The organism is Streptococcus sp. 517s, assembly GCF_054445985.1.
On sequence record NZ_CM136847.1, the window covers coordinates 801,669 to 827,542 of the forward strand.

The following is a 25,874-nucleotide window of genomic DNA, read 5'->3' on the forward strand; positions in this document are numbered from 1 at the left end:
AGATATCAAATCTGTTTATTAAAAATTGCACAGTCTTTTTGTTTAGTTAATCAAAGTAGATAATAAGCTTTCTATTGAAATTTATTAGACGAGTACCCAAAATCAGACTATAAATTTTGCTAAAAATGTGATAGAATAGACGACGGATAAAAAAACGGAGGATAGCATGCAAAATAGACCAATCATTATCGGAGTGACAGGTGGTTCTGGTGGAGGAAAAACCAGTGTTTCAAGAGCCATTTTATCTCATTTTCCTGATGAAAAGATTTCCATGATTGAGCATGATTCATACTACAAGGATCAGTCTCACTTGACCTTTGAAGAGCGTGTCAAAACTAACTACGACCATCCATTTGCCTTTGATACAGACTTGATGATCGAGCAGATTAAGGAATTGTTGGCAGGACGTCCGGTGGACATTCCAACTTATGACTATACAGAGCATACGCGGAGTAGCAAGACCTATCGTCAGGAGCCTCAGGATGTCTTTATCGTTGAGGGGATTCTGGTCTTGGAGGACAAGCGTCTGCGCGATTTGATGGATATCAAGATTTTTGTGGATACAGATGATGATGTGCGCATTATTCGTCGTATTAAGCGTGATATGGAGGAGCGTGGCCGTAGTCTAGACAGCGTTATTGAGCAGTATTTGGGCGTGGTCAAACCCATGTACCACCAGTTTATCGAGCCGACCAAGCGTTATGCCGATATCGTCATTCCTGAGGGAGTCAGCAATACCGTTGCTATCGACCTTTTGACGACAAAAATTGCAAAAATTTTGGAAGAAGCGCGAAACAGTAAATAATCAGATGAGGAGGCCATGCCTCCTTTTTCTATTTTTCCTTGAGTTTCAGTAGGAAAAAGGTGATTTTTAAGCATGTTTTTGGTATAATAATACCCATGGAAAAGCAAGAAAATGAATAGTAGGTGGAGATGGAAAAGTATTTATCGGTAACAACTTTGACCAAGTATCTGAAAATGAAATTCGATAAAGACCCTTACTTGGAACGGGTCTATTTAACTGGTCAAGTTTCCAACTTTCGTAAACGACCTACTCACCAATATTTCTCCCTAAAAGATGACCATGCAGTTATTCAAGCGACCATCTGGTCAGGGATCTATCAGAAATTAGGTTTCGACCTGGAAGAAGGGATGAAAATCAATGTGATTGGGCGTGTTCAGGTTTATGAACCGAGTGGGAGCTACTCTATCATCATTGAGAAGGCTGAACCTGATGGAGTTGGTGCGCTTGCGATTCAGTTTGAACAACTCAAGAAAAAATTGACAGAAGAGGGCCTGTTTCAAGAACGCTTCAAGCAACCTCTTCCCCAGTTTGCTAAGCGTATCGGCGTAGTAACCAGTCGCAGTGGAGCCGTTATTCGAGATATTATCACAACCGTCAGCAGACGTTTCCCTGGTGTTGACATCCTTCTTTATCCGACTAAGGTACAAGGTGATGGAGCTGCGGAGGAAATTGCTCGAAATATTGCGCGTGCCAATCAACGTGACGATTTGGACTTGCTGATTATTGGTCGTGGTGGTGGTTCGATCGAGGATCTCTGGGCCTTTAACGAAGAGATTGTGGTACGGGCTATTTTTGAATCTCGCTTGCCAATCATTTCTAGTGTTGGGCATGAGACGGATGTGACCTTGGCAGATTTTGTGGCAGATAGACGGGCTGCGACGCCAACAGCTGCTGCTGAACTGGCAACGCCTGTGACCAAGTTGGATCTTTTGACCCATTTGCAAAATCAAGAAAAGCGGATGGCGACAGCAGTTCAGAATGTCTTGTCAAAGAAAAAAGAAGCTTTGAAAAAATGCAGTCAGTCAGTCATCTTTAGACAACCAGAGCGCTTGTATGATGGTTATTTGCAACGGTTAGATCAACTGCAACTGCGCTTAAAACAAAGTTTGCGAACACGGATTTCTGATAGCAACCAATTAGTCCAATCAAGGACGTATCAACTGGTCCAATTATCACCTGTTACCAAAATCCAGCGTTATCAAGACCGTCTAAGTCAGTTGGACAAGCTCCTACGCAGCCAAATGGCTCTGGTTTATGATGCCAAGGTTGCTGAGGTCAAGCGACTTTCGAAAGCCTTGCTGATGTTGGATACTAGCCGAATTGTCGCGCGTGGTTATGCTATTGTCAAAAAAGAAGAGTCTGTTGTGGATTCGGTTGAGAGTTTGAAGAAAAAAGACCAAGTGACGCTTTTGATGCGAGATGGTCAAGTAGAATTAGAGGTTAAAGATGTCAAAACAAAAGAAATTTGAGGAAAATCTAGCAGAACTGGAGACCATTGTCCAAAGTTTAGAAAATGGTGAAATTGCTTTGGAAGATGCAATTGCGGCCTTTCAAAAGGGCATGGTCTTGTCAAAAGAGCTCCAAGCGACGTTAGACAAGGCTGAAAAGACCTTGGTCAAGGTCATGCAAGAAGACGGAACAGAAAGTGATTTCGAATGAAGAAGCAAGAAAAATTAGCTCTTGTCGAGTCGGCTTTGGAAAATTTTTATGGAGACCAGCAGTTTGCTTCTAGTTTACGAGAAGCTGTTCTCTATTCCATTCATGCTGGTGGCAAGCGTATTCGGCCTTTTCTCTTGCTGGAAGTTCTGGAATCCTTGCATGTTACTATTAGACCAGCACATGCTCAGGTAGCCGCGGCCTTGGAAATGATTCATACAGGGAGCTTGATTCACGATGATCTTCCTGCCATGGATGATGACGATTACCGTCGGGGACGGTTGACCAATCATAAGAAATTTGGCGAGGCAATGGCCATTTTAGCTGGAGATGCTTTGTTCCTAGATCCTTACGCCTTGATAGCGCAGGCAGATTTGCCAAGTCAGATCAAGGTGGACTTGATTGTCAACTTATCCCTTGCTTCAGGAAGTCTGGGAATGGTTGCAGGGCAGGTTTTAGATATGGAAGGCGAACACCAGCACTTATCCTTGGAAGAACTTCAGACCATTCATGCTAATAAAACAGGTAAGTTACTTGCCTATCCTTTCCAAGCAGCTGCTATCATAGCTGAATTAGCACCTGAAATACAAGAAAAACTGAAAACGGTTGGTGAATTGATTGGGCTGGCCTTTCAAGTTCGAGATGATGTGCTGGATGTAACAGCTAGTTTTGAGGAAATCGGGAAGACTCCACAAAAGGATTTGCAGGCAGAAAAGTCAACCTATCCAGCCTTGTTGGGTTTGGAGGAGGCGATTGCTTTTTGTAATCAAACGCTGGATCAAGCTAATGTAAAATTAGAAGAAATTGCCCAAGAAGTCAGCTTTGAAACGGAGCCGATTGTGAAAGTAGTAGAAAGTTTGAGAATCAATGGCTAAGGAAAGAGTGGATGTACTAGCTTATAAACAGGGCTTGTTTGAAACGCGAGAACAGGCCAAGCGCGGCGTCATGGCAGGTCTGGTTGTAGCTGTCCTCAATGGGGAGCGTTTTGACAAACCAGGAGAGAAAATCCCAGATGACACTGAGCTAAAACTCAAAGGTGAAAAACTCAAGTATGTCAGCCGTGGTGGTTTAAAATTAGAAAAAGCCTTGCAGGTCTTTGATTTATCAGTGGATGGCGCAACCACTATTGATATTGGGGCTTCCACTGGAGGATTTACTGACGTCATGTTGCAAAATGGTGCTGAGTTAGTCTTTGCAGTTGATGTTGGTACCAATCAGTTGGCTTGGAAATTACGCCAAGATCCGCGAGTTGTCAGCATGGAGCAGTTTAATTTTCGTTATGCTGAAAAGACTGATTTCGAAAAGGAGCCGAGCTTTGCCAGTATTGATGTGAGTTTCATTTCCCTCAGTCTGATTTTTCCTGCCTTGCACCGTGTCTTGGCTGATCAAGGTCAGGTGGTAGCACTTGTCAAACCTCAGTTTGAAGCAGGTCGTGAGCAAATCGGGAAAAATGGAATCATTCGCGATGCCAAGGTTCATCAAACTGTCCTTGAATCTGTCACTGCTATGGCGGTTGAACAAGGTTTTTCAGTGCTTGGATTAGACTATTCACCAATCCAAGGAGGACATGGAAACATCGAATTTCTAGCATATTTGAAAAAGGAAGAGGGAGCAAGCAATCAAGTTGTCCCCGAAATAGAAAAAGTTGTAGAGAGAGCACATAGAGAATTTAAAGATGAATAAAAAAGAGAGACTTGAAAAAATTAGAAGATTTGTTACGGATTATCAGATCGGGACTCAGGAAGAAATTGTTGAGTACTTGAGGGAAGCAGGTATTTCTGCTACTCAAGCCACTGTCTCAAGGGACATCAAGGAGCTTGGGATTGTTAAAATTCCTTTGAAGAACAATACCTATATTTATGAGTTACCAAAATCAATTGTTAAGAGTTTGCAGTTGGCTGAGGACAATATTGTGAGTTCTGAGTTAATGGGAAATATGATCAACCTTTCTGTCATTCCTGGAAATACTATTTTTGTGAAGAGTCAGTTGGTCGAAGCATTTCCTGAACAGATTTTTAGCTGTCTAGCTGATGATGATTCTATCTTAATTGTAGCTAGAACAGCAGAGGCAGCTGAAGAAATTGTTGAACAAGTTAAAAAATGGTAGGTCAGTATGTTACTTGAAATTTCGATAAAAAACTTTGCCATTATTGAGGCGATTTCGCTCAATTTTGAAAAGGGTATGACTGTTTTGACTGGGGAAACGGGTGCAGGGAAGTCGATTATCATTGATGCCATGAATATGATGTTGGGAGCTCGTGCGACGACAGATGTTATTCGTCATGGTGCGCCAAAGGCAGAGATTGAGGGGCTTTTCTCGGTTGAAAACAGTCGTGTTTTACAGGAACTTTTTGATGAGCAAGGTTTGGAATTGGGCGATGAAATCATAATTCGCCGTGAGATTCTTCAAAATGGGCGAAGTGTTAGTCGCGTCAATGGCCAGATGGTCAATCTTTCTGTCTTGCGTACAATCGGCCAGCATCTTGTCGATATTCATGGGCAACATGACCAAGAAGAGTTGATGCGTCCTCAACTGCACATCCAGATGTTGGATGAGTTTGGTGATGCAGCTTTCTTGGAGTTGAAGGAGACCTATCAGACGAGTTTTGATGCCTATCGCAAAATGCGTAAACAAGTTCTTGAAGTCAAGAAAAATCAGCAGGAACACAAGGCTCGTATTGAGATGTTGGAATTTCAAATGGCAGAGATTGAGGCAGCGAACTTGCAGGCTGGTGAAGACTTGGCTCTCAACCAAGAACGAGATAAACTCCTCAATCATAAAAATATTGCGGATACGCTAACCAATGCCTATAGCATGTTGGACAATGAGGAGTTTTCTAGCCTAGCTAATGTTCGTTCAGCCATGAATGACATGGAAAGTGTTGAAGAATACGATCCTGAATACCGTGAAATTTCAAGTTCTCTATCAGAAATCTACTATGTTTTAGAAGATATTAGCAAGCGTTTGGAAGATATTATTGAAGACTTGGATTTTGATGGCAATCGCCTCATGCAGGTCGAAAATCGTTTAGACCTTCTGAATACTATTACCCGTAAGTACGGTGGGACTGTAGACGATGTCTTGCTTTATTTTGCCAAGATTACAGATGAGTATAATCTCTTGACGGGTAATAACCTTTCTTCCGAAGATTTGGAAGCAGAACTCAAGAAATTGGAAGTTAATCTTGTTGGTTTGGCAGGTCAGCTTGCATCTGCTCGCCATGACTTGGCCCAGCAGCTTGAAGCAGAGATTAAACAAGAACTGCAAGACCTCTATATGGAGAAGGCGCAGTTCCAGGTTCGTTTTAGCAAGGGTAAATTTAGTCGTGAGGGGAATGAAACGGTCGAGTTTTTCATTTCTACCAACCCAGGTGAAGACTTTAAGCCTTTGGTTAAGGTTGCGTCTGGTGGGGAATTATCCCGTCTCATGTTAGCTATCAAGTCAGCCTTTTCTCGTAAGGAAGGGAAGACTAGTATTGTCTTTGATGAGGTGGATACGGGAGTTTCAGGTCGTGTGGCCCAAGCCATTGCTCAAAAGATTCATAAGATTGGTCAGCATGGTCAGGTTCTTGCTATTTCTCACCTTCCACAAGTGATTGCCATTGCGGACTATCAATTCTTCATTGAGAAGATTAGCGATGAGCACTCAACGGTGTCGACGGTTCGTCTCTTGACTTTAGAAGAGCGAGTAGAGGAAGTCGCTAAAATGTTGGCTGGGGAAAATGTAACCGAAGCTGCCCTTACTCAAGCGAGAGAATTATTGCAAACGAGGGAGAAATAAATGACAGACTATTATGTAATTGGAGATGTTCACGGAAAGGCAGGTATGCTAGAAGACCTGCTCAAAACCTGGGATGGTCAAACTCAGTTGCTCTTTCTAGGGGATTTGATTGACCGTGGTGAGGATAGTCGCCGTGTTCTAGAAATGGTCAAGGACTTGGTGGACAATCAAGGGGCTATCTGTCTATCAGGCAACCACGAGTATATGTTTTTAACTTGGTTGGACAATCCCGAAGAAAGCTATGACCACTATCGTCGAAATGGTGGTGATACAACCATTAACTCGATCCTAGGTCGTCCCTTGGATGCACCTGTGGATGCAGTTGAAGACGCTAAACGTGTTGAGACGGAAGCAGCAGATTTAGTTGAATTTATTCGTCAGCTGCCTTTTGTCGTTGAGACAGACAAGTATATCTTTGTCCATGCCGGTATTGATTTGACCTTGGATGATTGGCATGAAACCACTGATTACAAGAAAGTCTGGCTCAGAAAACCGTTCCACGAAGCGACCAATCATACTGGAAAAACCATTGTCTTTGGGCACACACCAGTCTATGGGTTGCTGAAGCAAGACCGTGGTACTGCTGAGCTTTGGGTGACAGAAGATGGCAAGATTGGCATGGATGGAGGAGCTGTCTATGGCGGTGTCCTTCATGGGATTGTCTTTACTGACCAAGGCATGACCGAGCACTATTTCATTGAAAATGACGGCTTTATCGCCGAAGATTAGTACTCCTAGCAGGGTATGGTCTTGTCAAAATGTTAAAAACAATTTATAATTAATAGATACCCTGAAAGGAAGAGCATCATGAACTTAGAAGAATTGAAAAAACGACAGGAGAAGATCCGGAACTTCTCTATTATCGCCCATATTGACCACGGGAAGTCAACGCTGGCGGACCGTATTTTGGAAAAGACCGAGACGGTTTCTAGTCGTGAAATGCAAGCCCAGCTTCTGGATAGTATGGACCTAGAACGAGAGCGCGGGATTACCATTAAACTCAATGCCATCGAACTCAATTACACTGCAAAAGATGGCGAGACCTATATTTTCCACTTGATTGACACGCCAGGGCACGTGGACTTTACCTATGAAGTGTCGCGTTCGCTAGCTGCCTGTGAAGGAGCGATTTTGGTGGTTGATGCGGCCCAAGGGATTGAAGCTCAAACACTTGCCAACGTTTATCTAGCATTGGATAATGATTTGGAAATCTTGCCCGTCATTAACAAGATTGATCTACCAGCAGCTGATCCAGAGCGTGTTCGTACAGAGATTGAGGATGTCATCGGACTAGATGCCAGCGAAGCAGTCTTAGCTTCAGCCAAAGCTGGTATTGGTATTGAAGAAATTCTCGAACAAATTGTAGAAAAAGTGCCAGCACCAACGGGCGATGTGACGGCACCACTCAAAGCCTTAATTTTTGACTCAGTTTATGATGCCTATCGTGGGGTTATCCTCCAAGTGCGTGTTATGGACGGAGTGGTTAAACCTGGCGATAAGATTCAACTCATGAGCAATGGCAAGTCTTTTGATGTGACGGAAGTTGGTATTTTCACGCCGAAAGCAGTAGGGCGTGATTTCCTAGCCACAGGTGACGTTGGTTATATTGCGGCTTCTATCAAGACAGTTCAAGACACGCGTGTCGGAGATACAGTGACCCTAGCAAGCAATCCTGCAGCAGAACCGCTAGATGGCTACAAGCAAATGAACCCTATGGTCTTTGCGGGTCTTTATCCAATCGAATCGAACAAGTACAATGATCTTCGCGAAGCCCTTGAAAAATTGCAGCTCAACGATGCCAGTCTGCAGTTCGAACCAGAAACATCGCAGGCGCTTGGATTTGGTTTCCGTTGTGGATTCCTTGGGCTTCTCCATATGGATGTTATCCAAGAGCGTTTAGAGCGTGAGTTTAACATCGACCTCATCATGACAGCTCCGTCTGTTATATATAAGGTTAACCAAACTGACGGTGAGTCTATGGATGTCTCTAACCCATCAGAGTTTCCAGATCCAACCAAGATTGCGACTATTGAAGAACCTTATGTTAAGGCGCAAATCATGGTACCACAGGAGTTTGTTGGGGCAGTAATGGAATTGGCTCAACGCAAACGTGGGGATTTTGTGACCATGGACTATATTGATGACAATCGTGTCAATGTTATCTATCAAATTCCACTTGCTGAAATCGTCTTTGACTTCTTTGATAAGCTTAAGTCTTCGACGCGTGGTTATGCAAGCTTTGACTATGAATTGTCAGAGTACCGTCCATCTAAGCTGGTGAAAATGGATATCCTTCTCAATGGTGATAAGGTGGACGCCCTCAGCTTTATCGTTCACAAGGACTTTGCCTACGAACGTGGAAAACTCATCGTTGATAAACTCAAGAAAATCATCCCTCGTCAACAATTTGAAGTACCAATCCAAGCAGCTATTGGACACAAAATCGTGGCTCGTACTGATATCAAGGCCCTTCGTAAGAACGTACTTGCCAAGTGTTACGGTGGTGACGTTTCTCGTAAACGCAAACTCCTTGAAAAGCAAAAAGCTGGTAAGAAACGCATGAAAGCTATCGGATCAGTAGAAGTACCACAAGAAGCCTTCCTTAGCGTCTTGAGCATGGATGAAGAATAGAAATATAAAATAAAACTCTTGAAGATTTTTTAAGAGTTTTTGCTTTAAATGTGAGCAATAAAATCGGAAACTAACAGAATAGATTAGGTCAGAATTTGACAGAAGTTCTTATTTTTCTTATAATGCAGATGGAGAGGTGGTAGGATGAAAAAATTATTGATTTTAGGTACTGTAGTTACTGTTAGTGCTTTTTTAGCTTCATGCTCCAATAAGTCGCAAACAGCAACCGAAGAAAGTTCGACTGCGGTTGTTAGTTCTTCTAGCAGTCAGGAAACAAGTAGCTCTAGTTCTGCTGTTTCTGAAGCGAAAAAGGAAGAGACACAAATCATCGGTTCGAATGAATATGGATTTGTCAAGGTACCCAAATCATGGGTTCGATTCCATGAAGTAGAAGGTGGAAATGATATACAGTATTGCGATGGAACAGATATCAACATTGTTACGCTAAATACCTTCAAGGCTGAGCAATTTAATATCAGCGAAGAAGAATATGCTAAACTGGATGTTGTGACTGTCTCATCTAGTATTTTAACTTCCAAAGAACAAAGCTCTGATTTCAGTAAGGTTTGGGGCTCCAAATCGACCATTGGAGGCTATGAAGCCTATGTTGTCAATGCAATTGCTAAGTCAGGGAAATACCTCGTTACCTGGGTCTTCCGATCAAATGATGGTAAAATCCGCTATGTTTCACTTGAAGGGGATGGGGAAACTTTAAAAACAATCTTACCGATGGTTGAAAGTAGCTGGTCAAATACTAAAGCTAAAGCTGAATAAATGAAAAAAAGAAGATCCTTGGTCTTCTTTTTATTTTTTTACGAATAGATAGATGAGTAGAAAAAGAAATGGAGTTGTATATGAAGATCACAAACTATGAGATTTACAAATTGAGAAAAGCTGGGCTGACCAATCAACAAATTTTAACTGTTCTTGAATATGACGAGAGTGTAGATCAGGAGCTCTTGCTAGGTGATATTGCTGAAATATCTGGGTGCCGTAATCCTGCTGTCTTTATGGAACGCTATTTCCAGATAGATGATGCGCAGTTGGAGAAGGAGTTTCAGAAATTTCCATCCTTTTCTATTCTTGACGACTGTTATCCTTGGGATCTGAGTGAGATTTATGATGCTCCAGCGCTTTTGTTTTATAAGGGAAATCTAGACTTGCTGAAGTTTCCAAAGGTTGCTGTTGTAGGGAGCCGTTCATGTTCTAGTCAGGGTGCAAAGTCGGTTCAGAGAGTCATCCAAGGTTTGGGAAACGAGTTGATCGTGGTCAGTGGCTTGGCTAAAGGAATTGATACAGCCTCCCATATGGCTGCACTCCAGAATGGAGGAAGAACAATTGCTGTCATTGGAACAGGATTGGATGTTTTCTACCCTCGTGTCAATAAACGTTTGCAGGAACACATTGGCAATCACCATTTGGTACTTAGCGAATACGGACCAGGTGAAGAACCCTTGAAATTTCACTTTCCAGCTCGTAATCGAATCATAGCAGGACTATGTCGAGGAGTTATTGTAGCAGAGGCAAGGATGCGTTCAGGTAGTCTCATCACCTGTGAGCGAGCTATGGAGGAAGGGCGTGATGTTTTTGCCATTCCAGGAAACATTTTAGATGGCCATTCAGATGGCTGTCACCACCTAATCCAAGAGGGAGCAAAACTGATTGCCAGCGGGCAAGATGTGCTAGCTGAGTTTGAATTTTAAGGAGAAATTTATCCACTCAGATAAACTTTTCTTCTATATATAGGAGCTAAGTCTTGACAGTTATGGCAAAATGGTTTACACTTTATAAAGTTTATTACTTTGAAAAGGTGTGATAGTGTGGCTACGGCAACAAAGAAGAAAAAATCAACAGTTAAAAAAAATCTAGTCATCGTAGAGTCGCCTGCTAAGGCGAAAACGATTGAGAAATATCTAGGCAGAAACTACAAGGTTCTAGCCAGTGTCGGGCATATCCGTGATTTGAAAAAATCCAGTATGTCGGTCGACATTGAAAATAACTATGAACCGCAGTATATCAATATCCGAGGAAAAGGTCCTCTCATCAATGACTTGAAAAAAGAAGCCAAAAAGGCCAATAAAGTCTTTCTGGCGAGTGACCCGGACCGAGAGGGAGAAGCAATTTCCTGGCATTTGGCTCACATTCTCAACTTGGACGAGAATGATGCCAACCGTGTAGTCTTTAATGAAATCACCAAGGACGCGGTAAAAAATGCCTTTAAAGAACCTCGCAAGATTGATATGGACTTGGTCGACGCCCAACAAGCTCGTCGTGTCTTGGACCGCTTGGTCGGGTATTCGATTTCGCCAATTTTGTGGAAAAAGGTCAAGAAGGGCTTATCAGCAGGGCGGGTGCAGTCGGTTGCCCTTAAGCTCATCATTGACCGTGAAAATGAAATCAATGCCTTCCAACCGGAAGAATACTGGACAATTGATGGTGTCTTTAAGAAGGGTACCAAGCAATTTCAGGCTTCTTTCTATGGTATGAATGGCAAAAAGATGAAATTGACCACTAATGAAGAAGTCAAAGAAGTCTTGTCCCATTTGACTAGTAAAGATTTCACAGTAGACCAGGTAGATAAGAAAGAACGCAAACGCAATGCGCCCCTACCTTATACAACTTCAACCATGCAGATGGATGCTGCTAACAAAATCAATTTCCGTACTCGAAAGACTATGATGGTGGCCCAACAGCTCTATGAAGGGATCAATATCGGATCAGGTGTGCAAGGTTTGATTACCTATATGCGTACAGACTCGACTCGTATCAGTCCTGTGGCTCAGAACGAAGCGGCAAGCTACATTAACGACCGTTTTGGTAGCAAGTATTCCAAGCATGGTAGCAGGGTCAAGAATGCATCAGGTGCTCAAGATGCTCACGAAGCCATTCGTCCATCTAGTGTCTTCAACACACCTGAAAGCATCGCTAAGTACTTGGACAAAGATCAACTCAAGCTTTATACCCTGATCTGGAACCGTTTTGTGGCCAGCCAGATGACAGGCGCTATCTTTGATACCATGGCTGTTAAGCTCTCTCAAAATGGGGTTCAGTTTGCGGCAAATGGAAGCCAAGTTAAGTTTGATGGTTATCTTGCTATTTACAATGACTCTGACAAGAACAAAATGTTACCAGATATGGCTGTTGGAGATGTGGTCAAGCAAGTCAATAGCAAGCCAGAGCAACATTTCACCCAACCACCTGCTCGCTATTCGGAAGCGACCCTTATCAAGACCTTGGAGGAAAATGGAGTTGGACGTCCGTCAACCTATGCTCCGACTATAGAAACCATTCAAAAACGTTACTACGTTCGTCTGGCAGCTAAACGCTTTGAACCGACAGAACTGGGAGAAATTGTTAATAAACTCATTGTTGAATATTTCCCAGATATCGTAAACGTGACCTTCACAGCTGAGATGGAAGGGAAACTGGATGATGTCGAAGTTGGTAAAGAGCAATGGCAACGGGTTATTGACGAATTTTATAAACCATTCTCCAAAGAAGTAGCCAAGGCTGAAGCTGAAATGGAAAAAATCCAGATCAAGGATGAGCCTGCTGGATTTGACTGTGAAGTTTGTGGCAGTCCGATGGTGATTAAGCTAGGACGTTTTGGTAAATTCTATGCTTGTAGTAATTTCCCAGACTGTCGTCACACACAAGCGATTGTCAAAGAGATTGGAGTCGAGTGTCCAAGCTGTCATCAAGGACAAATCATCGAACGCAAAACCAAGCGCAATCGTATCTTCTATGGTTGCAATCGCTATCCAGAATGTGAGTTTACTTCTTGGGACAAACCAATTGGCCGTGACTGTCCAAAATGCGGGCACTTCCTTGTGGAGAAAAAGGTCCGTGGTGGTGGCAAGCAGGTTGTATGTAGCAATGGCGACTACGAAGAAGAAAAAATTAAATAAAATGCAGAGTCCTGAAAATGAATTTCAGGCTCTTTTTTGTTGGAGCTTGACAAATTTCCCCCTTGTATGCGAAACTAGAGGAAGAGTAATTTATCTAGGAGAAATCATGCGTATCATTTATCTCAGTATTGGCTTTATTTCACTGGCTTTAGCTGTTATTGGAGTTGTCCTACCACTTTTACCAACAACGCCCTTTCTTTTGTTAGCTATCGCTTGCTTTTCTAAATCTTCTAAGCGTTTTGAAGACTGGCTTTATCATACAAAGCTTTATCAGACTTATGTAGCGGACTTTCGGGAAACCAAGTCTATTGCGCGTGAACGTAAGAAAAAAATTATCGTATCCATCTACATCTTGATGGGGATTTCTATTTATTTTGCCCCTCTTTTGCCAGTCAAAATCGGTCTGGGAGCCTTGACTGTCTTTATCACCTACTATCTCTTTAAAGTCATTCCTGACAAAGAATAGATAAAAATAGTAGTTATTTGCCTTGATAAAAATGAAAGCATATTTAAAATAATATGATATAATAAATTTAAAGAAAACATCAAGGAGAATCAAATGATTTACGAATTTTGTGCTGAGAATGTGACCTTGCTTGAAAAAGCGATGCAGGCTGGAGCTCGTCGAATCGAACTTTGTGATAATCTAGCTGTAGGAGGAACAACGCCAAGTTATGGAGTGACCAAGGTAGCGGTTGAATTGGCAGCTAATTATGACACCACCATCATGACTATGATTCGTCCCCGTGGTGGCGACTTTGTCTATACTGATCTTGAAATAGCAATCATGCTAGAAGACATTCGTTTGACTGCTCAGGCTGGAAGTCAAGGGGTTGTATTTGGGGCTTTAACTGCTGATAAAAAGTTGGATAAGCCTAATCTTGAGAAGCTGATTGCCGCATCTAAAGGAATGGAAATTGTCTTTCACATGGCCTTTGATGAATTAAGCGATGAAGACCAGTTGGATGCCATTGACTGGCTCAGCCAAGCTGGTGTCACTCGTATCTTGACTCGTGCTGGTGTGTCTGGTGACTCGCTAGAAGAACGTTTTGCTCACTATCACAGAATTTTGGAACATGCAGCTGGTAAAATTGAAATTCTACCAGGTGGGGGGATTGACTTGGATAACCGTCAAACCTTTATCGACCAACTGGGCGTGACACAATTACATGGAACCAAGGTTGTCTTTTAAAAAATAGAAAGGAACTGCTAGCTTTTGGTAGCAGTTTTCACTTATGTTTGAAATTTTTAAATCCTATCAGTTTAATAAAGAAAAAGCCCATGCCTATGGTTTTGTAGAAAATGGGGAAGTCTGGAGCTACAGTTTCCAGATCTTGGAGGGCTACTTTGTCATGACTGTATCCATCACAACGGATAATGTGAGCTTTCAAGTTTTTGATCAGGAGACTGGTGATCTCTATCCTCAAGTGCATATGGAAAGCATGAGGGGAAGTTTTGTCGGAAGTGTCCGTGAGGCTTGTTTGGAGATTCTTTACCAGATTCGGAAGGATTGTTTTGATGTGCAGGATTTTATCTGTCCTCAGACTAAGCGTATCATGGATCAGGTTCAGGAAAAGTATGGTAATCAGTTGGAGTATCTGTGGGAAAAGTCGCCTGATACAGCTGTATTGCGCCATGAAGACAATCAAAAGTGGTATGCCGTTTTGATGAGAATCCCATGGGATAAGCTGGAAAAGGGTAGAGAAGGGCTAGTCGAAGCAGTCAATATTAAACACGACCAAGTAGCTGATTTTCTTTCACAAAAGGGCATTTATCCAGCCTTTCATATGAATAAACGCTACTGGCTTAGTATGGCACTTGATGATACTTTGTCAGATGAAATGGTACTGGAATTGATAGAAAGAAGTTGGAACCTAACCGTGAAAAAATAGGGGAATTCGCTTGAGTTTTCAAATACTTTCAATTAGCAAAATATTCTTTACTGAAGAAATTTTCAGAAAATAATGGATTTTTTCTTGACAAGAGATTTTTCCTATGCTAGAATACTAAACAAGATATCAAACGAAGGAGAAAGTCAAACATGAAAACAGCTAAGTTTAATCAATTTGCTTTGTTGTTGAGGTACTCGGGCTAGTGCAAAAGCATTAGTCCTGTTTGGCTTACCAAGCGGGAGTAAATCAACATCTCGCTTGGGCTTCTAAGCGAGATGTTTTTTTAAAACCACATTTGGAAAAGGGGAAATCTTATGCGAACAGTTGAATTTCTAGATACCAGCCTTCGAGATGGAGAGCAGACACCTGGCGTTAACTTTTCAATCAAGGAAAAAATTGCCATTGCAAGGCAGTTGGAAAAATGGGGCATTTCAGCCATTGAAGCTGGTTTTCCAGCTGCTAGTCCAGACTCATTTAAGGCAGTTCAGGAGATTGCTAAAGTCTTGAAGAAAACGGCGGTAACTGGTCTAGCACGCTCTGTCAAGTCTGATATTGATGCTTGTTACGAGGCACTTAAGGATGCCAAGTATCCACAGATTCATGTCTTTATCGCTACCAGTCCGATTCACCGCAAGTATAAGCTCAATAAGAGCAAGGAAGAGATTTTAGAAGCTATTAAGGAGCATGTTTCTTACGCATGTTCTAAGTTTGAAATCGTCGAATTCTCTCCTGAAGATGCAACTAGAACAGAGTTGGATTTCCTCTTGCAAGTCGTTCAAACAGCGGTCGATGCAGGGGCGTCTTATATCAATATCCCAGACACAGTAGGATTTACCACGCCAGAAGAGTACGGCGCTATTTTCAAATACTTGATTGAGAATGTCAAGACGAATCGTCAGATTATCTATTCGCCTCACTGTCATGATGACCTCGGAATGGCAGTGGCTAACAGCCTTTCTGCTGTCAAGAACGGTGCAGGACGTGTCGAAGGAACCATCAACGGTATTGGGGAGCGAGCTGGGAATGCTGCGCTTGAAGAAATTGCAGTGGCGCTCAATATTCGCCAAGATTACTACCGAGCAGAGACCAGTATTGTCCTAAATGAAACCATTAATACGTCAGAAATGGTTTCTCGCTTCTCTGGTATTCCAGTTCCTAAAAACAAGGCTGTGGTTGGTGGTAATGCCTTTTCTCACGAGTCTGGTATTCACCAAGATGGAGTCCTTAAAAATCCTCTCACTTATGAAATCATTACACCTGAATTGGTTGGTGTTAAGAGCAATAGTCTTCCGCTTGGAAAATTGTCAGGTCGCCATGCCTTTGTTGAAAAACTAAGAGAACTGGCCCTAGATTTTACAGAAGAGGATATCAAACCACTCTTTGCTAAGTTCAAGGCACTAGCGGACAAGAAACAAGAAATCACAGATGCAGATATTCGAGCTCTGGTAGCTGGCACCATGGTTGAAAATCCAGAAGGCTTCCACTTTGATGATTTACAACTTCAAACTCATGCAGACAATGACATTGAAGCCCTCGTTAGCTTGGCTAATATGGATGGTGAAAAAGTCGAATTTAATGCAACAGGGCAAGGTTCCGTTGAAGCGATCTTTAACGCTATCGATAAGTTCTTTAATCAATCTGTCCGCTTGGTGTCCTATACCATTGATGCTGTGACAGATGGAATTGATGCTCAAGCTCGTGTCTTGGTTACTGTTGAAAACAGAGATACAGAAACCATCTTTAACGCAGCAGGTCTTGATTTCGATGTATTGAAGGCTTCGGCTATTGCCTATATCAATGCCAATGCCTTTGTTCAAAAAGAGAATGCAGGTGAGATGGGGCGTAGTATTTCCTACCGAGACATGCCTAGTGTGTAAAGGAGAAGGCTATGACAAAGAAAATAGTAGCTTTAGCAGGGGATGGAATCGGTCCAGAAATTATGGAAGCTGGTTTAGAAGTTCTGGAGTCTCTAGCTGAAAAAACAGATTTTGACTATGAGATTGATAGAAGATCCTTCGGAGGTGCAGGTATTGATGCTGAGGGGCATCCCTTACCTGATCAAACTCTCAAGGCATGTCGTGAAGCAGATGCCATTCTCCTAGCGGCTATCGGTAGTCCCCAGTATGATGGTGCAGCTATTCGGCCTGAACAAGGCTTGCTGGCTCTTCGTAAGGAACTCAATCTCTATGCCAATATTCGCCCTGTTAAGATTTTTGACAGTCTCAAGCATTTATCACCTCTCAAACCGGAGCGAATTGCTGGTGTAGACTTTGTCGTGGTACGTGAGTTGACAGGTGGTATCTACTTTGGGGATCATATCCTTGAAGAGCGCAAAGCGCGTGATATCAATGACTATAGCTATGAGGAAGTGGAGCGGATTATTCGCAAAGCCTTTGAAATCGCAAGAAGTCGCAGAAAAATCGTTACTAGTATCGATAAGCAAAATGTTCTAGCGACATCAAAACTCTGGCGGAGAGTAGCTGAGGAAGTCGCGCAGGATTTTCCAGATGTAACCTTGGAACACCAGTTAGTGGACTCAGCTGCCATGCTCATGATTACCAATCCTGCTAAGTTTGATGTCATTGTGACAGAGAACCTTTTCGGAGATATCTTATCTGATGAATCAAGCGTTTTATCTGGCACACTTGGCGTCATGCCATCTGCTAGTCATTCTGAAAAGGGGCCAAGTCTTTATGAGCCTATTCATGGTTCAGCGCCTGATATTGCAGGTCAAGGAATTGCCAATCCTATCTCCATGATATTATCTGTTGCTATGATGTTGAGAGACAGTTTTGGACGTTATGAGGATGCGGAGCGTATCGAGCATGCTGTTGAGGCAAGTTTAGCGGCCGGCATTTTAACAAGAGATATTGGAGGACAGGCTTCGACCAGGGAAATGACAGAAGCCATCATTGAAAGATTATGAAGATAAATGAAGGAATCACGCTTGCCCTCTTGATTTGGAATTTGCTGGTTTTCTTGATTTATGGCATTGACAAATCCAAGGCAAGAAGAGGTGCTTGGCGCGTCCCAGAGAAAATCTTACTCATTTTAGCCTTTACTTGTGGTGGTTTTGGTGCCTGGTTGGCAGGAATCACCTTTCACCACAAGACTAGAAAATGGTATTTTAAAACAGTTTGGTTTCTCGGGATGGTGACCACACTAGTAGCCTTATATTTTATTTGGAGGTAATGGATGGCAGGAAAATCGATTTTTGATAAATTATGGGACCGCCATGTCATCACAGGAGAAGAAGGGCAGCCCCAACTCATGTATGTGGACCAGCACTATATTCATGAAGTGACTAGTCCCCAAGCTTTTCAAGGATTACGAGATGCGGGGCGCAGATTGAGACGGCCCGACTTGACATTTGGAACCTTTGACCACAATGTACCAACGGTCAATATCTACGATATTCGAGATGTTATTTCTAAGGCTCAAATTGATAAGCTTGCTGAAAATGTTGAGGAGTTTGGGATTGAACATGCGGCCCACGGTTCCGAAAAGCAGGGAATCGTTCACATGGTAGGTCCAGAAACAGGACGGACGCAACCAGGAAAATTCATCGTCTGTGGAGACAGTCACACAGCTACTCACGGAGCTTTCGGAGCTATCGCCTTTGGGATTGGGACCAGTGAAGTCGAGCATGTCTTTGCTACCCAGACCCTCTGGCAGGTCAAACCCAAGAAAATGCTGGTAGAGTTCACTGGTGTTCCTCAAAAAGGAGTTTATTCTAAGGATTACATTCTCGCCTTAATTGCCGAGTACGGCGTTGCCTGTGGTGTTGGCTATGTGGTTGAATATCGTGGACAAGCAATTGATGCACTGACCATGGAAGAGAGAATGACCATCTGCAATATGTCCATCGAGTTTGGCTCCAAGATGGGAATCATGAATCCAGATCAGACCACCTATGACTATCTCAAGGGACGGGAATGCGTTCCAGAAGATTTCGAAGAGGCTGTGGCGGATTGGAAAACCCTAGTCAGCGATGATGATGCTGTTTATGATAAGGTTATCCAGATGGATGTCTCTGACTTGGCTCCTATGGTGACCTGGGGAACCAATCCTGCTATGGGCGTCGACTTTGACAGTAGTTTTCCAGAAATTAAGGATATGAATGATGAACGAGCTTATCATTATATGGACTTGGAGCCTGGTCAAAAGCCAGCGGATATTGAACTAGGATATATTTTTATCGGTTCTTGTACCAATGCTCGGCTCAGTGACTTGCAACTGGCTGCTCGATTTGTCAAAGGGAAGAAGATTGCTCCCAATCTAACAGCAATCGTAGTGCCAGGCTCTCGTCCTGTGAAACGAGCTGCTGAGAAGTTGGGCTTGGATAAGGTCTTCTTAGATGCTGGCTTTGAGTGGAGAGACCCAGGTTGCTCTATGTGCCTAGGGATGAATCCGGACAAGGTCCCTGATGGGGTCCACTGTGCCTCAACCAGTAACCGCAACTTTGAAGATAGACAGGGATTTGGTGCTAAAACACATCTCTGCAGTCCAGCCATGGCAGCTGCGGCAGCCATCGCAGGGCGCTTCGTAGATGTTCGGCAAATGCCAGAGGCCCAGTAAGGAGAGGATATGGAGAAATTTATAGTTTATACGGGAACGACCGTTCCTCTCATGAATGATAACATCGACACCGACCAAATACTTCCCAAGCAGTTTCTCAAGTTGATTGATAAAAAATGCTTTGGTAAGTATCTCATGTATGCTTGGCGTTATCTAGACGACAAGTATACTGAGGACCCAGACTTTGTCTTTAACCGACCTGAATATCGTAAAGCCAGTATCCTCATTTCAGGGGATAACTTTGGGGCGGGGTCTTCGAGGGAACACGCAGCTTGGGCTCTAGCCGACTATGGTTTTAAGGTCGTGATTGCAGGATCTTTTGGGGACATTCATTACAATAATGAACTCAATAATGGCATGTTGCCCATTGTTCAGCCTAGGGAGGTTAGAGAAAAGCTAGCCCAGCTCAAACCGACCGACCAGGTAACTGTGGACTTGGAACAACAAAAAATCATCTCACCAGTTGGAGAATTCACTTTCGAAATTGATAGCGAATGGAAACACAAGCTTTTAAATGGTTTGGATGATATCGGTATTACTTTGCAGTATGAAGACTTGATTGCTGCCTATGAAAAACAACGTCCAGCCTACTGGCAGAATTAGAAAAAATAGAAAAGGAAATATAGAATTATGACAAAACACATTCAATGGAACGGAACACTTTCTCAAGAAGGCTATGACATTTTAAAAGGTGAGGGTGGATGTATCGTTTGCCCTACAAAAGTTGGTTACATCATTATGACCAGTGACAAGGCAGGACTTGAACGTAAGTTCGCAGCCAAAGAGCGTAACCGTAACAAACCAGGTGTTGTACTTTGTGGTAGCATGGACGAGCTACGCGCTTTAGCACAACTCAACCCAGAAATTGAAGCCTTCTACCAAAAACATTGGGATGAAGATATTCTCCTTGGTTGTATCCTTCCTTGGAAACCAGAAGCTTTTGAAAAACTCAAAGCATACGGTGATGGCCGTGAAGAACTCATGACTGACGTTCGTGGTACTAGCTGTTTTGTCATCAAGTTTGGTAAAGCTGGTGAACAGTTGGCTACTAAACTTTGGGAAGAAGGCAAGATGGTCTACGCCTCATCAGCCAACCCATCTGGAAAAGGAAACCGTGGTAAGGTAGAAGGAATCGGAGAACGTATCGAAGGAGCAGTGGACCTTGTCATCGAAGCAGATGACTACGTTGCTTCTATCCAACCAGACAAAACGATTGAAACTCGCTACGAGCAAGGTGTGATGGTGTCTATGGTCGATAAGGACGGAAAACTCATCCCAGAACAAGGTGGAGCACGTTCAACCTCACCAGCACCAGTCGTTATCCGTAAAGGGCTTGATATTGATAAAATCATGATGCACCTGTCAGATACCTTTAACTCATGGGACTATCGTCAGGGTGAATATTATTAAGCTGAGTAGACCCTAAAAGCCTATCCTTTCACATGTTTTTATATATAGTGATTTCTAAGAATTAATTAGACACAATGAAAACAATCGTCTAAAAATTTTAAAAATTCAGTATAGAACATGCAAAATCCTAGAAAAAAAGGTAAAATAAAGATAGAAATTGGTAACGATTACATTTTAAAGTGAGTTTGAAGTAAGGTGGTTTATTAGTGGGATTTATCATTAGGAGACCCTGATTTATACAGATTACCATTCGCTTAATGTAACTCATAATATATAAAGACTAAGTGGCATTTGAGTGCTTAAAAGTCCAAGATACTGTTTAAGAGGTTTTACGAGTAGTTTGTCTACTGAAAACAAGCTGATAGAACCTCACCATCATCATATAAATATTAGAATTATCCATTTAACGTTGTTCTTTCGCTTTCTACACTCTCCTTGTTAGCTTACTGAGAGTTGTAGCTGATGACAGCTAGAATTATACTGTAAGTGGCTCATTTAGACTCCCTTCGCATGTTTTGCTACTTGCAGTCGGGGTCTAAGTGAGCTTTTTTGAGTTATAATTGACTAGTTGTCAACAATATTTTTAATAGTCGATATGCATAGAATCGCTCATACCAGTAATCACAATGAATGGGAGGTGGAAAGGATTATTTAAATAGAAAGGCGGTAGGCAAGTGAGTTATTAATGGCTCACTGATAAAAAGAAAAGAGGTACAATATGGGACTTATCAAAGCAGGTCTAGGAGCTGTAGGTGGTGTATTAGCCGATCAATGGAAAGAATTTTTCTATTGTGAGTCTATGGACAAATCTGTCATGGTTGTCAAGGGGCAAAAGCGGGTCTCTGGTCGATCATCCAATACTAAGGGCAGTGATAATATTATTTCCAATGGTTCAGGTATCGCGGTAGCTGATGGTCAGTGTATGATGATTGTTGAGCAAGGTAAGGTTGTAGAGGTTTGTGCCGAACCAGGTGAGTTCACTTATGATGCCTCCAGTGAACCAAGTATTTTTACAGGAAATCTTGGAAATTCTATCAAGGATACTTTCAAACAAATTGGGAAACGTTTCACTTATGGTGGCGATACTGGCAAAGATCAGCGTGTGTATTATTTCAATACAAAAGAATTAATTGATAATAAATTCGGTACACCAAACCCAATTCCATTTCGTGTGGTAGATTCTAAGATTGGTTTAGACCTTGACGTTTCTGTTCGATGCTCAGGTGTTTATTCTTACAAGATCGTTGACCCACTTTTGTTTTATACAAATGTTTGTGGAAATGTTGAAAGAGAGTATTTGCGTGAAGAAATTGACTCACAGTTGAAAACTGAATTTATCAGCGCCTTGCAACCTTCTTTTGCTAAGTTATCTGATATGGAATTGAGACCGAATCAAATTGTTAGCCACAATACAGAATTAGAAAATGCCCTCAATGAAACTCTCTCAGAAAAATGGGGTCAACTTCGTGGTCTTAAAGTCATCAGCATTGCACTCGGCTCTGTTACTCTCCCAGAAGAAGATGCCGAAATGATTAAGCAGGCTCAACGTACTGCTATTATGAAAGATCCGACTATGGCGGCCGCAACCTTAGTTGGTGCACAGGCAGACGCTATGAAGGCAGCCGCAAGCAATGAAGCAGGAGCTATGACTGGCTTTATGGGCTTTGGCATGGCAGCCAATGCAGGCGGTGGCATGAATGCACAAAATCTCTTTGCTATGGGACAAGAACAGGCTGCTAACCAAGCACAAGCAACCAATCAAGCAGCAACTGCCACTCCGAATGTCAATAAGTGGATCTGTCCAAATGGACATGAGGCTATGGGCAAATTCTGTCCGGAGTGTGGCAGTCCAAAACCAGTTGATAATAATTGGACTTGCTCATGTGGCACAGCAAATACAGGTAAATTCTGTTCAAATTGTGGCAGTCCAAAACCTGCAGTTCATCAAATAAAACACTGTAGTAACTGTGGTTGGAAAGTTCCAGATTCTGGCCAGGCACCGAAATTCTGTCCTGAATGCGGGTCAACGTTTTAGAACAAGACAACTCTAGATTGGCTTAGTGTCGGGAGAGGAGATGATGACATGGCTGATAATTTAGAATACAAATGTCCTTGTTGCGGTGGTGCTTTAGCCTTTGATACGAAAATCCAAAAAATGAAGTGTCCTTACTGTGACTCTGAATATGAAATGGAAAGTCTCAAGCACATGGATGAAGGTTTGGTAGATGTACAGTCTTCTACTGAGTCAACTTCAACAACCTACTCTACTGAAGAATGGCAAGAGGATGATGAACAGCTGAACGTCTTTATTTGCAATTCCTGTGGTGGACAATTGATTGCTGATGAAAATACTGCTGCAACAACTTGCCCTTATTGTGATAATCCAGTTGTTCTCAAGGAACGTCTGGTAGGTGATTTGAAACCAGAGTTGGTTATTCCGTTTAAACTGGATAAAAAAGCTGCCAGAGAAGCGCTTAACAAGCACCTTCTTGGCAAGCGTTTATTGCCAAAAATTTTTAAGGATCAGAACCATATTGATGAAGTAAAGGGTGTTTACGTGCCATTTTGGTTATTTAATACAGAAGCGGATGCGGATATTAAGTACAAAGCAACTAGGATAACGACTTGGAGTGACAAAGATTACAATTACACCCAAACTGAATTTTACTCTGTCCTTCGTTCTGGTCAGTTAGCCTTTTCTCATCTACCTGTTGACGGTTCTAAAAGTATGGACAATACCTTGATGGAATCCATTGAACCTTTTGATGTTTCAAAAGCAGTTGACTTTCAAACAGCCTATTTAGCAGGTTATTTGGCCGAGCGTTATGATGTGACGGCAGAAGAAAGTATCACCCACGCTAATAAACGGGCTAAAAGGAGTACTGAAGATAGATTTGCGGAAACAGTTAAAGGCTTTACAATGGTAACTCCAGAAAGTAGCCATGTTGAGTTTAAAAATAGCAAAGCCAAGTATGTCCTTTATCCAGTCTGGTTGTTAAACACAACTTGGAATAATGAAAAGTACGTTTTTGCTATGAATGGTCAAACGGGAAAATTTGTAGGCAACCTTCCCTTGGATAAACGAGTCTACTGGCGCTATTTTATGACGATTGCAATACTTACTTTTATTGTTTGCTATGGCATCGTTTGGTTGATTTATCTAATGTAAGGAGGAAGATATGATGAAAAAACTACTGTCATTCCTTCTTGCGGTTTTTCTCGCTTTTACCTTGATTGGGATTGTGTCAGCTGACATGTCAAGTCAAACTTTAATTTATGATGAGGCCGGCCTCCTATCATCCAATGAGAAAAGCAAACTAGAAGAAGAAGCACAAGCTATTTACAAAGAGCATCAGTTCAAATCTTATCTGCTCATTGCTGACTCTTATGATGATGTAACTCAATATACAACGGATTTCTTCAAGAAAGGGAAGGAAGATGCTATTCTTCTGATAATAGGGAAGTCTAAAGATTATAGAACTATCTGCTACAAGGGAAAAGCAAAAGAGCTTCTGGGAGATTTTTGGGATACCTTTATCAAAGGAGTTTATCATAGCAATAGTAGTTGGTATGACAGTGCCCACCGTAGTTTGACTGCTATTGCTGCTAAGTTTGGACCCCTGAAGCGTCTCGTGGATGAAGCGGATTTACTGAGTGATGCAGAAGAAAAAGATTTATTAAGTAAACTTGATGAGATTAGTGAGCGGCAGAAATGTGACCTTGTTATTGTGACTGTCAAGGATCTGGGAGGGAAGACACCAGAAGCCTTTGCAGATGATTATTTTGACTATAATGGTTATGGTCAGGGTGAGGACCATAGTGGTTTATTGTTGTTGTTAAGTATGAAGGAACGGGATTGGCATATCACCACAACAGGTTATGCGATTCGAGCATTTACCGATGCAGGTTTAGAATATATGTTTGATCGGTTCGTTCCAAAACTAAGCAACGGAGAATATGAGCAAGCATTTAGCAGTTTTGTAGAACTGAGCGATAAGTTCTTAACGCAGGCTAAGACAGATAAACCTTATGACAAAGGGAATCTTCCTAAGGAACCGCTAAGTTGGATATGGGTGCCCCTATCTCTAGGTGTAGGTCTTGTCACAGCCTTTGTAGTTGTTTCAAGTATGGCTGGTCAACTCAAAAGTGTGGATCCAGATGTGGCAGCGACAAATTATATTGTAGAAAATAGTCTCACTGTCACTCAAGCAGAAGAAAAGTTTCTATATAAAACGATTGATAAGGTGGCTCGTCCCAAAGAGAGTAAATCTTCTTCTGGAGGTAGCAGTACTCATACATCTTCATCAGGAAGAACTCACGGTGGTGCAGGAGGCAAGTTTTGATTAGAATAGACGAGTGAATGAGATAGACTTTCAAATCTATTTTAGGAGAAAGGGAAGGTTTCAAAATGAAAAAAATTATTTAGCTTGATATTGGCACTTCTGTTACTTATCACGCTTGGAGCTTGTGGAAAATCAGGTGGAAGAGCGGACGATGCCTTAGTGGGAAAATACGTAGCTGTTAGTGGAACGGCCATGGGAGTAACGCTCTCTGGTGATGATATGGCTGGCTTCAAACTCGAATTGATGAGTGGAGGCAAGGCAAAACTAAACGTAGAAGGAACAACTGCAGAAGGTAAATGGAAAAATGATGATAACACATTAACTCTTACTATTGAAAATACTGATATGGTTGGCAAGCTTGGTAAGGATACGATTACATTTGAAAGCATCTTGAAAGAGCTTGTCGGAACTTCAATGGATGTGAAACTTGCAAAAGAAGGAACAGATGCAGCGAAACCTGAGAACTTCTTGCCAGAAGAAGAGAAAGCCCTCTTAGGAGACTGGATAGGCGCGTCTGTAGCGGATGTAATGGATGCAGACGCATCTGGAGAAATAGCACCAGATTCCTTGAAGGCAACTTTAAAAGCAGATCATACTTCTACAATCACCTATAAAGGAGAAGTAATTGCCACTCCTAAATGGAGTTATGTGACGGGTACCATTATATTTGAAGGTAAGGTTACTGTAAATGCGAGTCTATACAGTGAACAAAAAGATGGGGTCTTTAAAATAACTTATAGCGGAGACAAGTATTATACCTTTACAATGAAATCATCTAAAGGAGATTAGAATAATAAATGGGCTAAATCAGTGCGGTGATGGTATGGAACTGTCATCGCACTTTTGGATTGGCTAAGGTAGTTATCAGCT

Annotated in this window: 25 protein-coding genes; all 25 read left to right on the top strand. The window is 42.2% G+C overall.

Annotated elements, in window-relative coordinates:
* Positions 1 to 166 precede the first annotated feature (166 nt).
* The 25 genes from udk (at position 167) to ACVX3R_RS04255 (ending at position 25,793) form a co-directional block, all read left to right on the top strand.
* Positions 167 to 805 (top strand): uridine kinase, encoded by a 639-nt coding sequence (gene udk, locus ACVX3R_RS04135; RefSeq protein WP_009730252.1) that lies wholly within the window; start codon positions 167 to 169, stop codon positions 803 to 805.
* A 128-nt stretch (positions 806 to 933) separates the two neighbouring features.
* Positions 934 to 2,274: an exodeoxyribonuclease VII large subunit gene (xseA, locus tag ACVX3R_RS04140; RefSeq protein ID WP_458795565.1), complete on the top strand. Its 1,341-nt coding sequence runs from the start codon at positions 934 to 936 to the stop codon at positions 2,272 to 2,274.
* Positions 2,252 to 2,464 carry an exodeoxyribonuclease VII small subunit gene (locus ACVX3R_RS04145; protein WP_000043226.1) on the top strand — a complete coding sequence of 71 codons (213 nt, stop codon included), beginning with the start codon at positions 2,252 to 2,254 and terminating at the stop codon, positions 2,462 to 2,464. The genes xseA and ACVX3R_RS04145 overlap by 23 nt, the downstream gene beginning before the upstream one ends.
* Entirely contained in the window at positions 2,461 to 3,336 is an 876-nt protein-coding gene (locus ACVX3R_RS04150) for a polyprenyl synthetase family protein (protein WP_458795566.1), read from the top strand. The genes ACVX3R_RS04145 and ACVX3R_RS04150 overlap by 4 nt, the downstream gene beginning before the upstream one ends.
* Positions 3,329 to 4,144, top strand: a complete 816-nt coding sequence (locus ACVX3R_RS04155) for a TlyA family RNA methyltransferase (RefSeq protein WP_458795567.1) — start codon at positions 3,329 to 3,331, stop codon at positions 4,142 to 4,144. The genes ACVX3R_RS04150 and ACVX3R_RS04155 overlap by 8 nt, the downstream gene beginning before the upstream one ends.
* Entirely contained in the window at positions 4,137 to 4,568 is a 432-nt protein-coding gene (locus tag ACVX3R_RS04160; protein WP_001034408.1) for an arginine repressor, read from the top strand. The genes ACVX3R_RS04155 and ACVX3R_RS04160 overlap by 8 nt, the downstream gene beginning before the upstream one ends.
* Before the next feature lie 6 nt (positions 4,569 to 4,574).
* A complete protein-coding gene (recN, locus tag ACVX3R_RS04165; RefSeq protein ID WP_458795568.1) occupies positions 4,575 to 6,242 on the top strand; it encodes a DNA repair protein RecN in 1,668 nt (555 codons plus the stop codon).
* Positions 6,243 to 6,971, top strand: coding sequence for a metallophosphoesterase family protein (locus ACVX3R_RS04170; RefSeq protein ID WP_458795569.1), 729 nt, complete (start codon positions 6,243 to 6,245; stop codon positions 6,969 to 6,971).
* 78 nt (positions 6,972 to 7,049) lie between these two features.
* Positions 7,050 to 8,873, top strand: a complete 1,824-nt coding sequence (lepA, locus tag ACVX3R_RS04175) for a translation elongation factor 4 (RefSeq protein WP_458795570.1) — start codon at positions 7,050 to 7,052, stop codon at positions 8,871 to 8,873.
* A 144-nt stretch (positions 8,874 to 9,017) separates the two neighbouring features.
* The gene (locus tag ACVX3R_RS04180; protein ID WP_458795571.1) at positions 9,018 to 9,647 is read left to right on the top strand and encodes a hypothetical protein; all 630 of its coding nucleotides are present in this window, start codon (positions 9,018 to 9,020) and stop codon (positions 9,645 to 9,647) included.
* Positions 9,648 to 9,727: 80 nt separating this feature from the next.
* Positions 9,728 to 10,576 (top strand): DNA-processing protein DprA, encoded by an 849-nt coding sequence (gene dprA / locus ACVX3R_RS04185; protein ID WP_458795572.1) that lies wholly within the window; start codon positions 9,728 to 9,730, stop codon positions 10,574 to 10,576.
* A gap of 117 nt (positions 10,577 to 10,693) precedes the next feature.
* On the top strand, positions 10,694 to 12,781 hold the full coding sequence (gene topA, locus ACVX3R_RS04190) for a type I DNA topoisomerase (RefSeq protein WP_458795573.1): 2,088 nt from the start codon (positions 10,694 to 10,696) through the stop codon (positions 12,779 to 12,781).
* A 106-nt stretch (positions 12,782 to 12,887) separates the two neighbouring features.
* Positions 12,888 to 13,247, top strand: coding sequence for a YbaN family protein (locus tag ACVX3R_RS04195; RefSeq protein WP_061420861.1), 360 nt, complete (start codon positions 12,888 to 12,890; stop codon positions 13,245 to 13,247).
* Between the two features lie 93 nt (positions 13,248 to 13,340).
* Positions 13,341 to 13,973, top strand: a complete 633-nt coding sequence (locus ACVX3R_RS04200; RefSeq protein ID WP_458795574.1) for a copper homeostasis protein CutC — start codon at positions 13,341 to 13,343, stop codon at positions 13,971 to 13,973.
* Between the two features lie 43 nt (positions 13,974 to 14,016).
* A complete protein-coding gene (locus tag ACVX3R_RS04205; RefSeq protein ID WP_458795575.1) occupies positions 14,017 to 14,673 on the top strand; it encodes an MmcQ/YjbR family DNA-binding protein in 657 nt (218 codons plus the stop codon).
* A 314-nt stretch (positions 14,674 to 14,987) separates the two neighbouring features.
* Positions 14,988 to 16,550 (top strand): 2-isopropylmalate synthase, encoded by a 1,563-nt coding sequence (locus ACVX3R_RS04210; RefSeq protein WP_458795576.1) that lies wholly within the window; start codon positions 14,988 to 14,990, stop codon positions 16,548 to 16,550.
* Between the two features lie 11 nt (positions 16,551 to 16,561).
* Positions 16,562 to 17,599 carry a 3-isopropylmalate dehydrogenase gene (gene leuB / locus ACVX3R_RS04215; protein ID WP_458795577.1) on the top strand — a complete coding sequence of 346 codons (1,038 nt, stop codon included), beginning with the start codon at positions 16,562 to 16,564 and terminating at the stop codon, positions 17,597 to 17,599.
* The gene (locus ACVX3R_RS04220) at positions 17,596 to 17,865 is read left to right on the top strand and encodes a DUF1294 domain-containing protein (protein WP_458795578.1); all 270 of its coding nucleotides are present in this window, start codon (positions 17,596 to 17,598) and stop codon (positions 17,863 to 17,865) included. The genes leuB and ACVX3R_RS04220 overlap by 4 nt, the downstream gene beginning before the upstream one ends.
* Before the next feature lie 3 nt (positions 17,866 to 17,868).
* A complete protein-coding gene (gene leuC / locus ACVX3R_RS04225) occupies positions 17,869 to 19,251 on the top strand; it encodes a 3-isopropylmalate dehydratase large subunit (protein WP_458795579.1) in 1,383 nt (460 codons plus the stop codon).
* A gap of 9 nt (positions 19,252 to 19,260) precedes the next feature.
* The gene (gene leuD, locus ACVX3R_RS04230; RefSeq protein ID WP_458795580.1) at positions 19,261 to 19,854 is read left to right on the top strand and encodes a 3-isopropylmalate dehydratase small subunit; all 594 of its coding nucleotides are present in this window, start codon (positions 19,261 to 19,263) and stop codon (positions 19,852 to 19,854) included.
* Positions 19,855 to 19,881: 27 nt separating this feature from the next.
* The gene (locus ACVX3R_RS04235; RefSeq protein ID WP_173278551.1) at positions 19,882 to 20,661 is read left to right on the top strand and encodes an L-threonylcarbamoyladenylate synthase; all 780 of its coding nucleotides are present in this window, start codon (positions 19,882 to 19,884) and stop codon (positions 20,659 to 20,661) included.
* 718 nt (positions 20,662 to 21,379) lie between these two features.
* Entirely contained in the window at positions 21,380 to 22,696 is a 1,317-nt protein-coding gene (locus ACVX3R_RS04240; protein ID WP_458795581.1) for an SPFH domain-containing protein, read from the top strand.
* A gap of 48 nt (positions 22,697 to 22,744) precedes the next feature.
* Positions 22,745 to 23,830 carry a TFIIB-type zinc ribbon-containing protein gene (locus ACVX3R_RS04245; protein ID WP_458795582.1) on the top strand — a complete coding sequence of 362 codons (1,086 nt, stop codon included), beginning with the start codon at positions 22,745 to 22,747 and terminating at the stop codon, positions 23,828 to 23,830.
* Positions 23,831 to 23,840: 10 nt separating this feature from the next.
* Positions 23,841 to 25,004, top strand: a complete 1,164-nt coding sequence (locus ACVX3R_RS04250; RefSeq protein ID WP_458795583.1) for a TPM domain-containing protein — start codon at positions 23,841 to 23,843, stop codon at positions 25,002 to 25,004.
* Positions 25,005 to 25,094: 90 nt separating this feature from the next.
* A complete protein-coding gene (locus ACVX3R_RS04255; RefSeq protein ID WP_458795584.1) occupies positions 25,095 to 25,793 on the top strand; it encodes a hypothetical protein in 699 nt (232 codons plus the stop codon).
* The last annotated feature ends 81 nt before the right edge of the window (positions 25,794 to 25,874 follow it).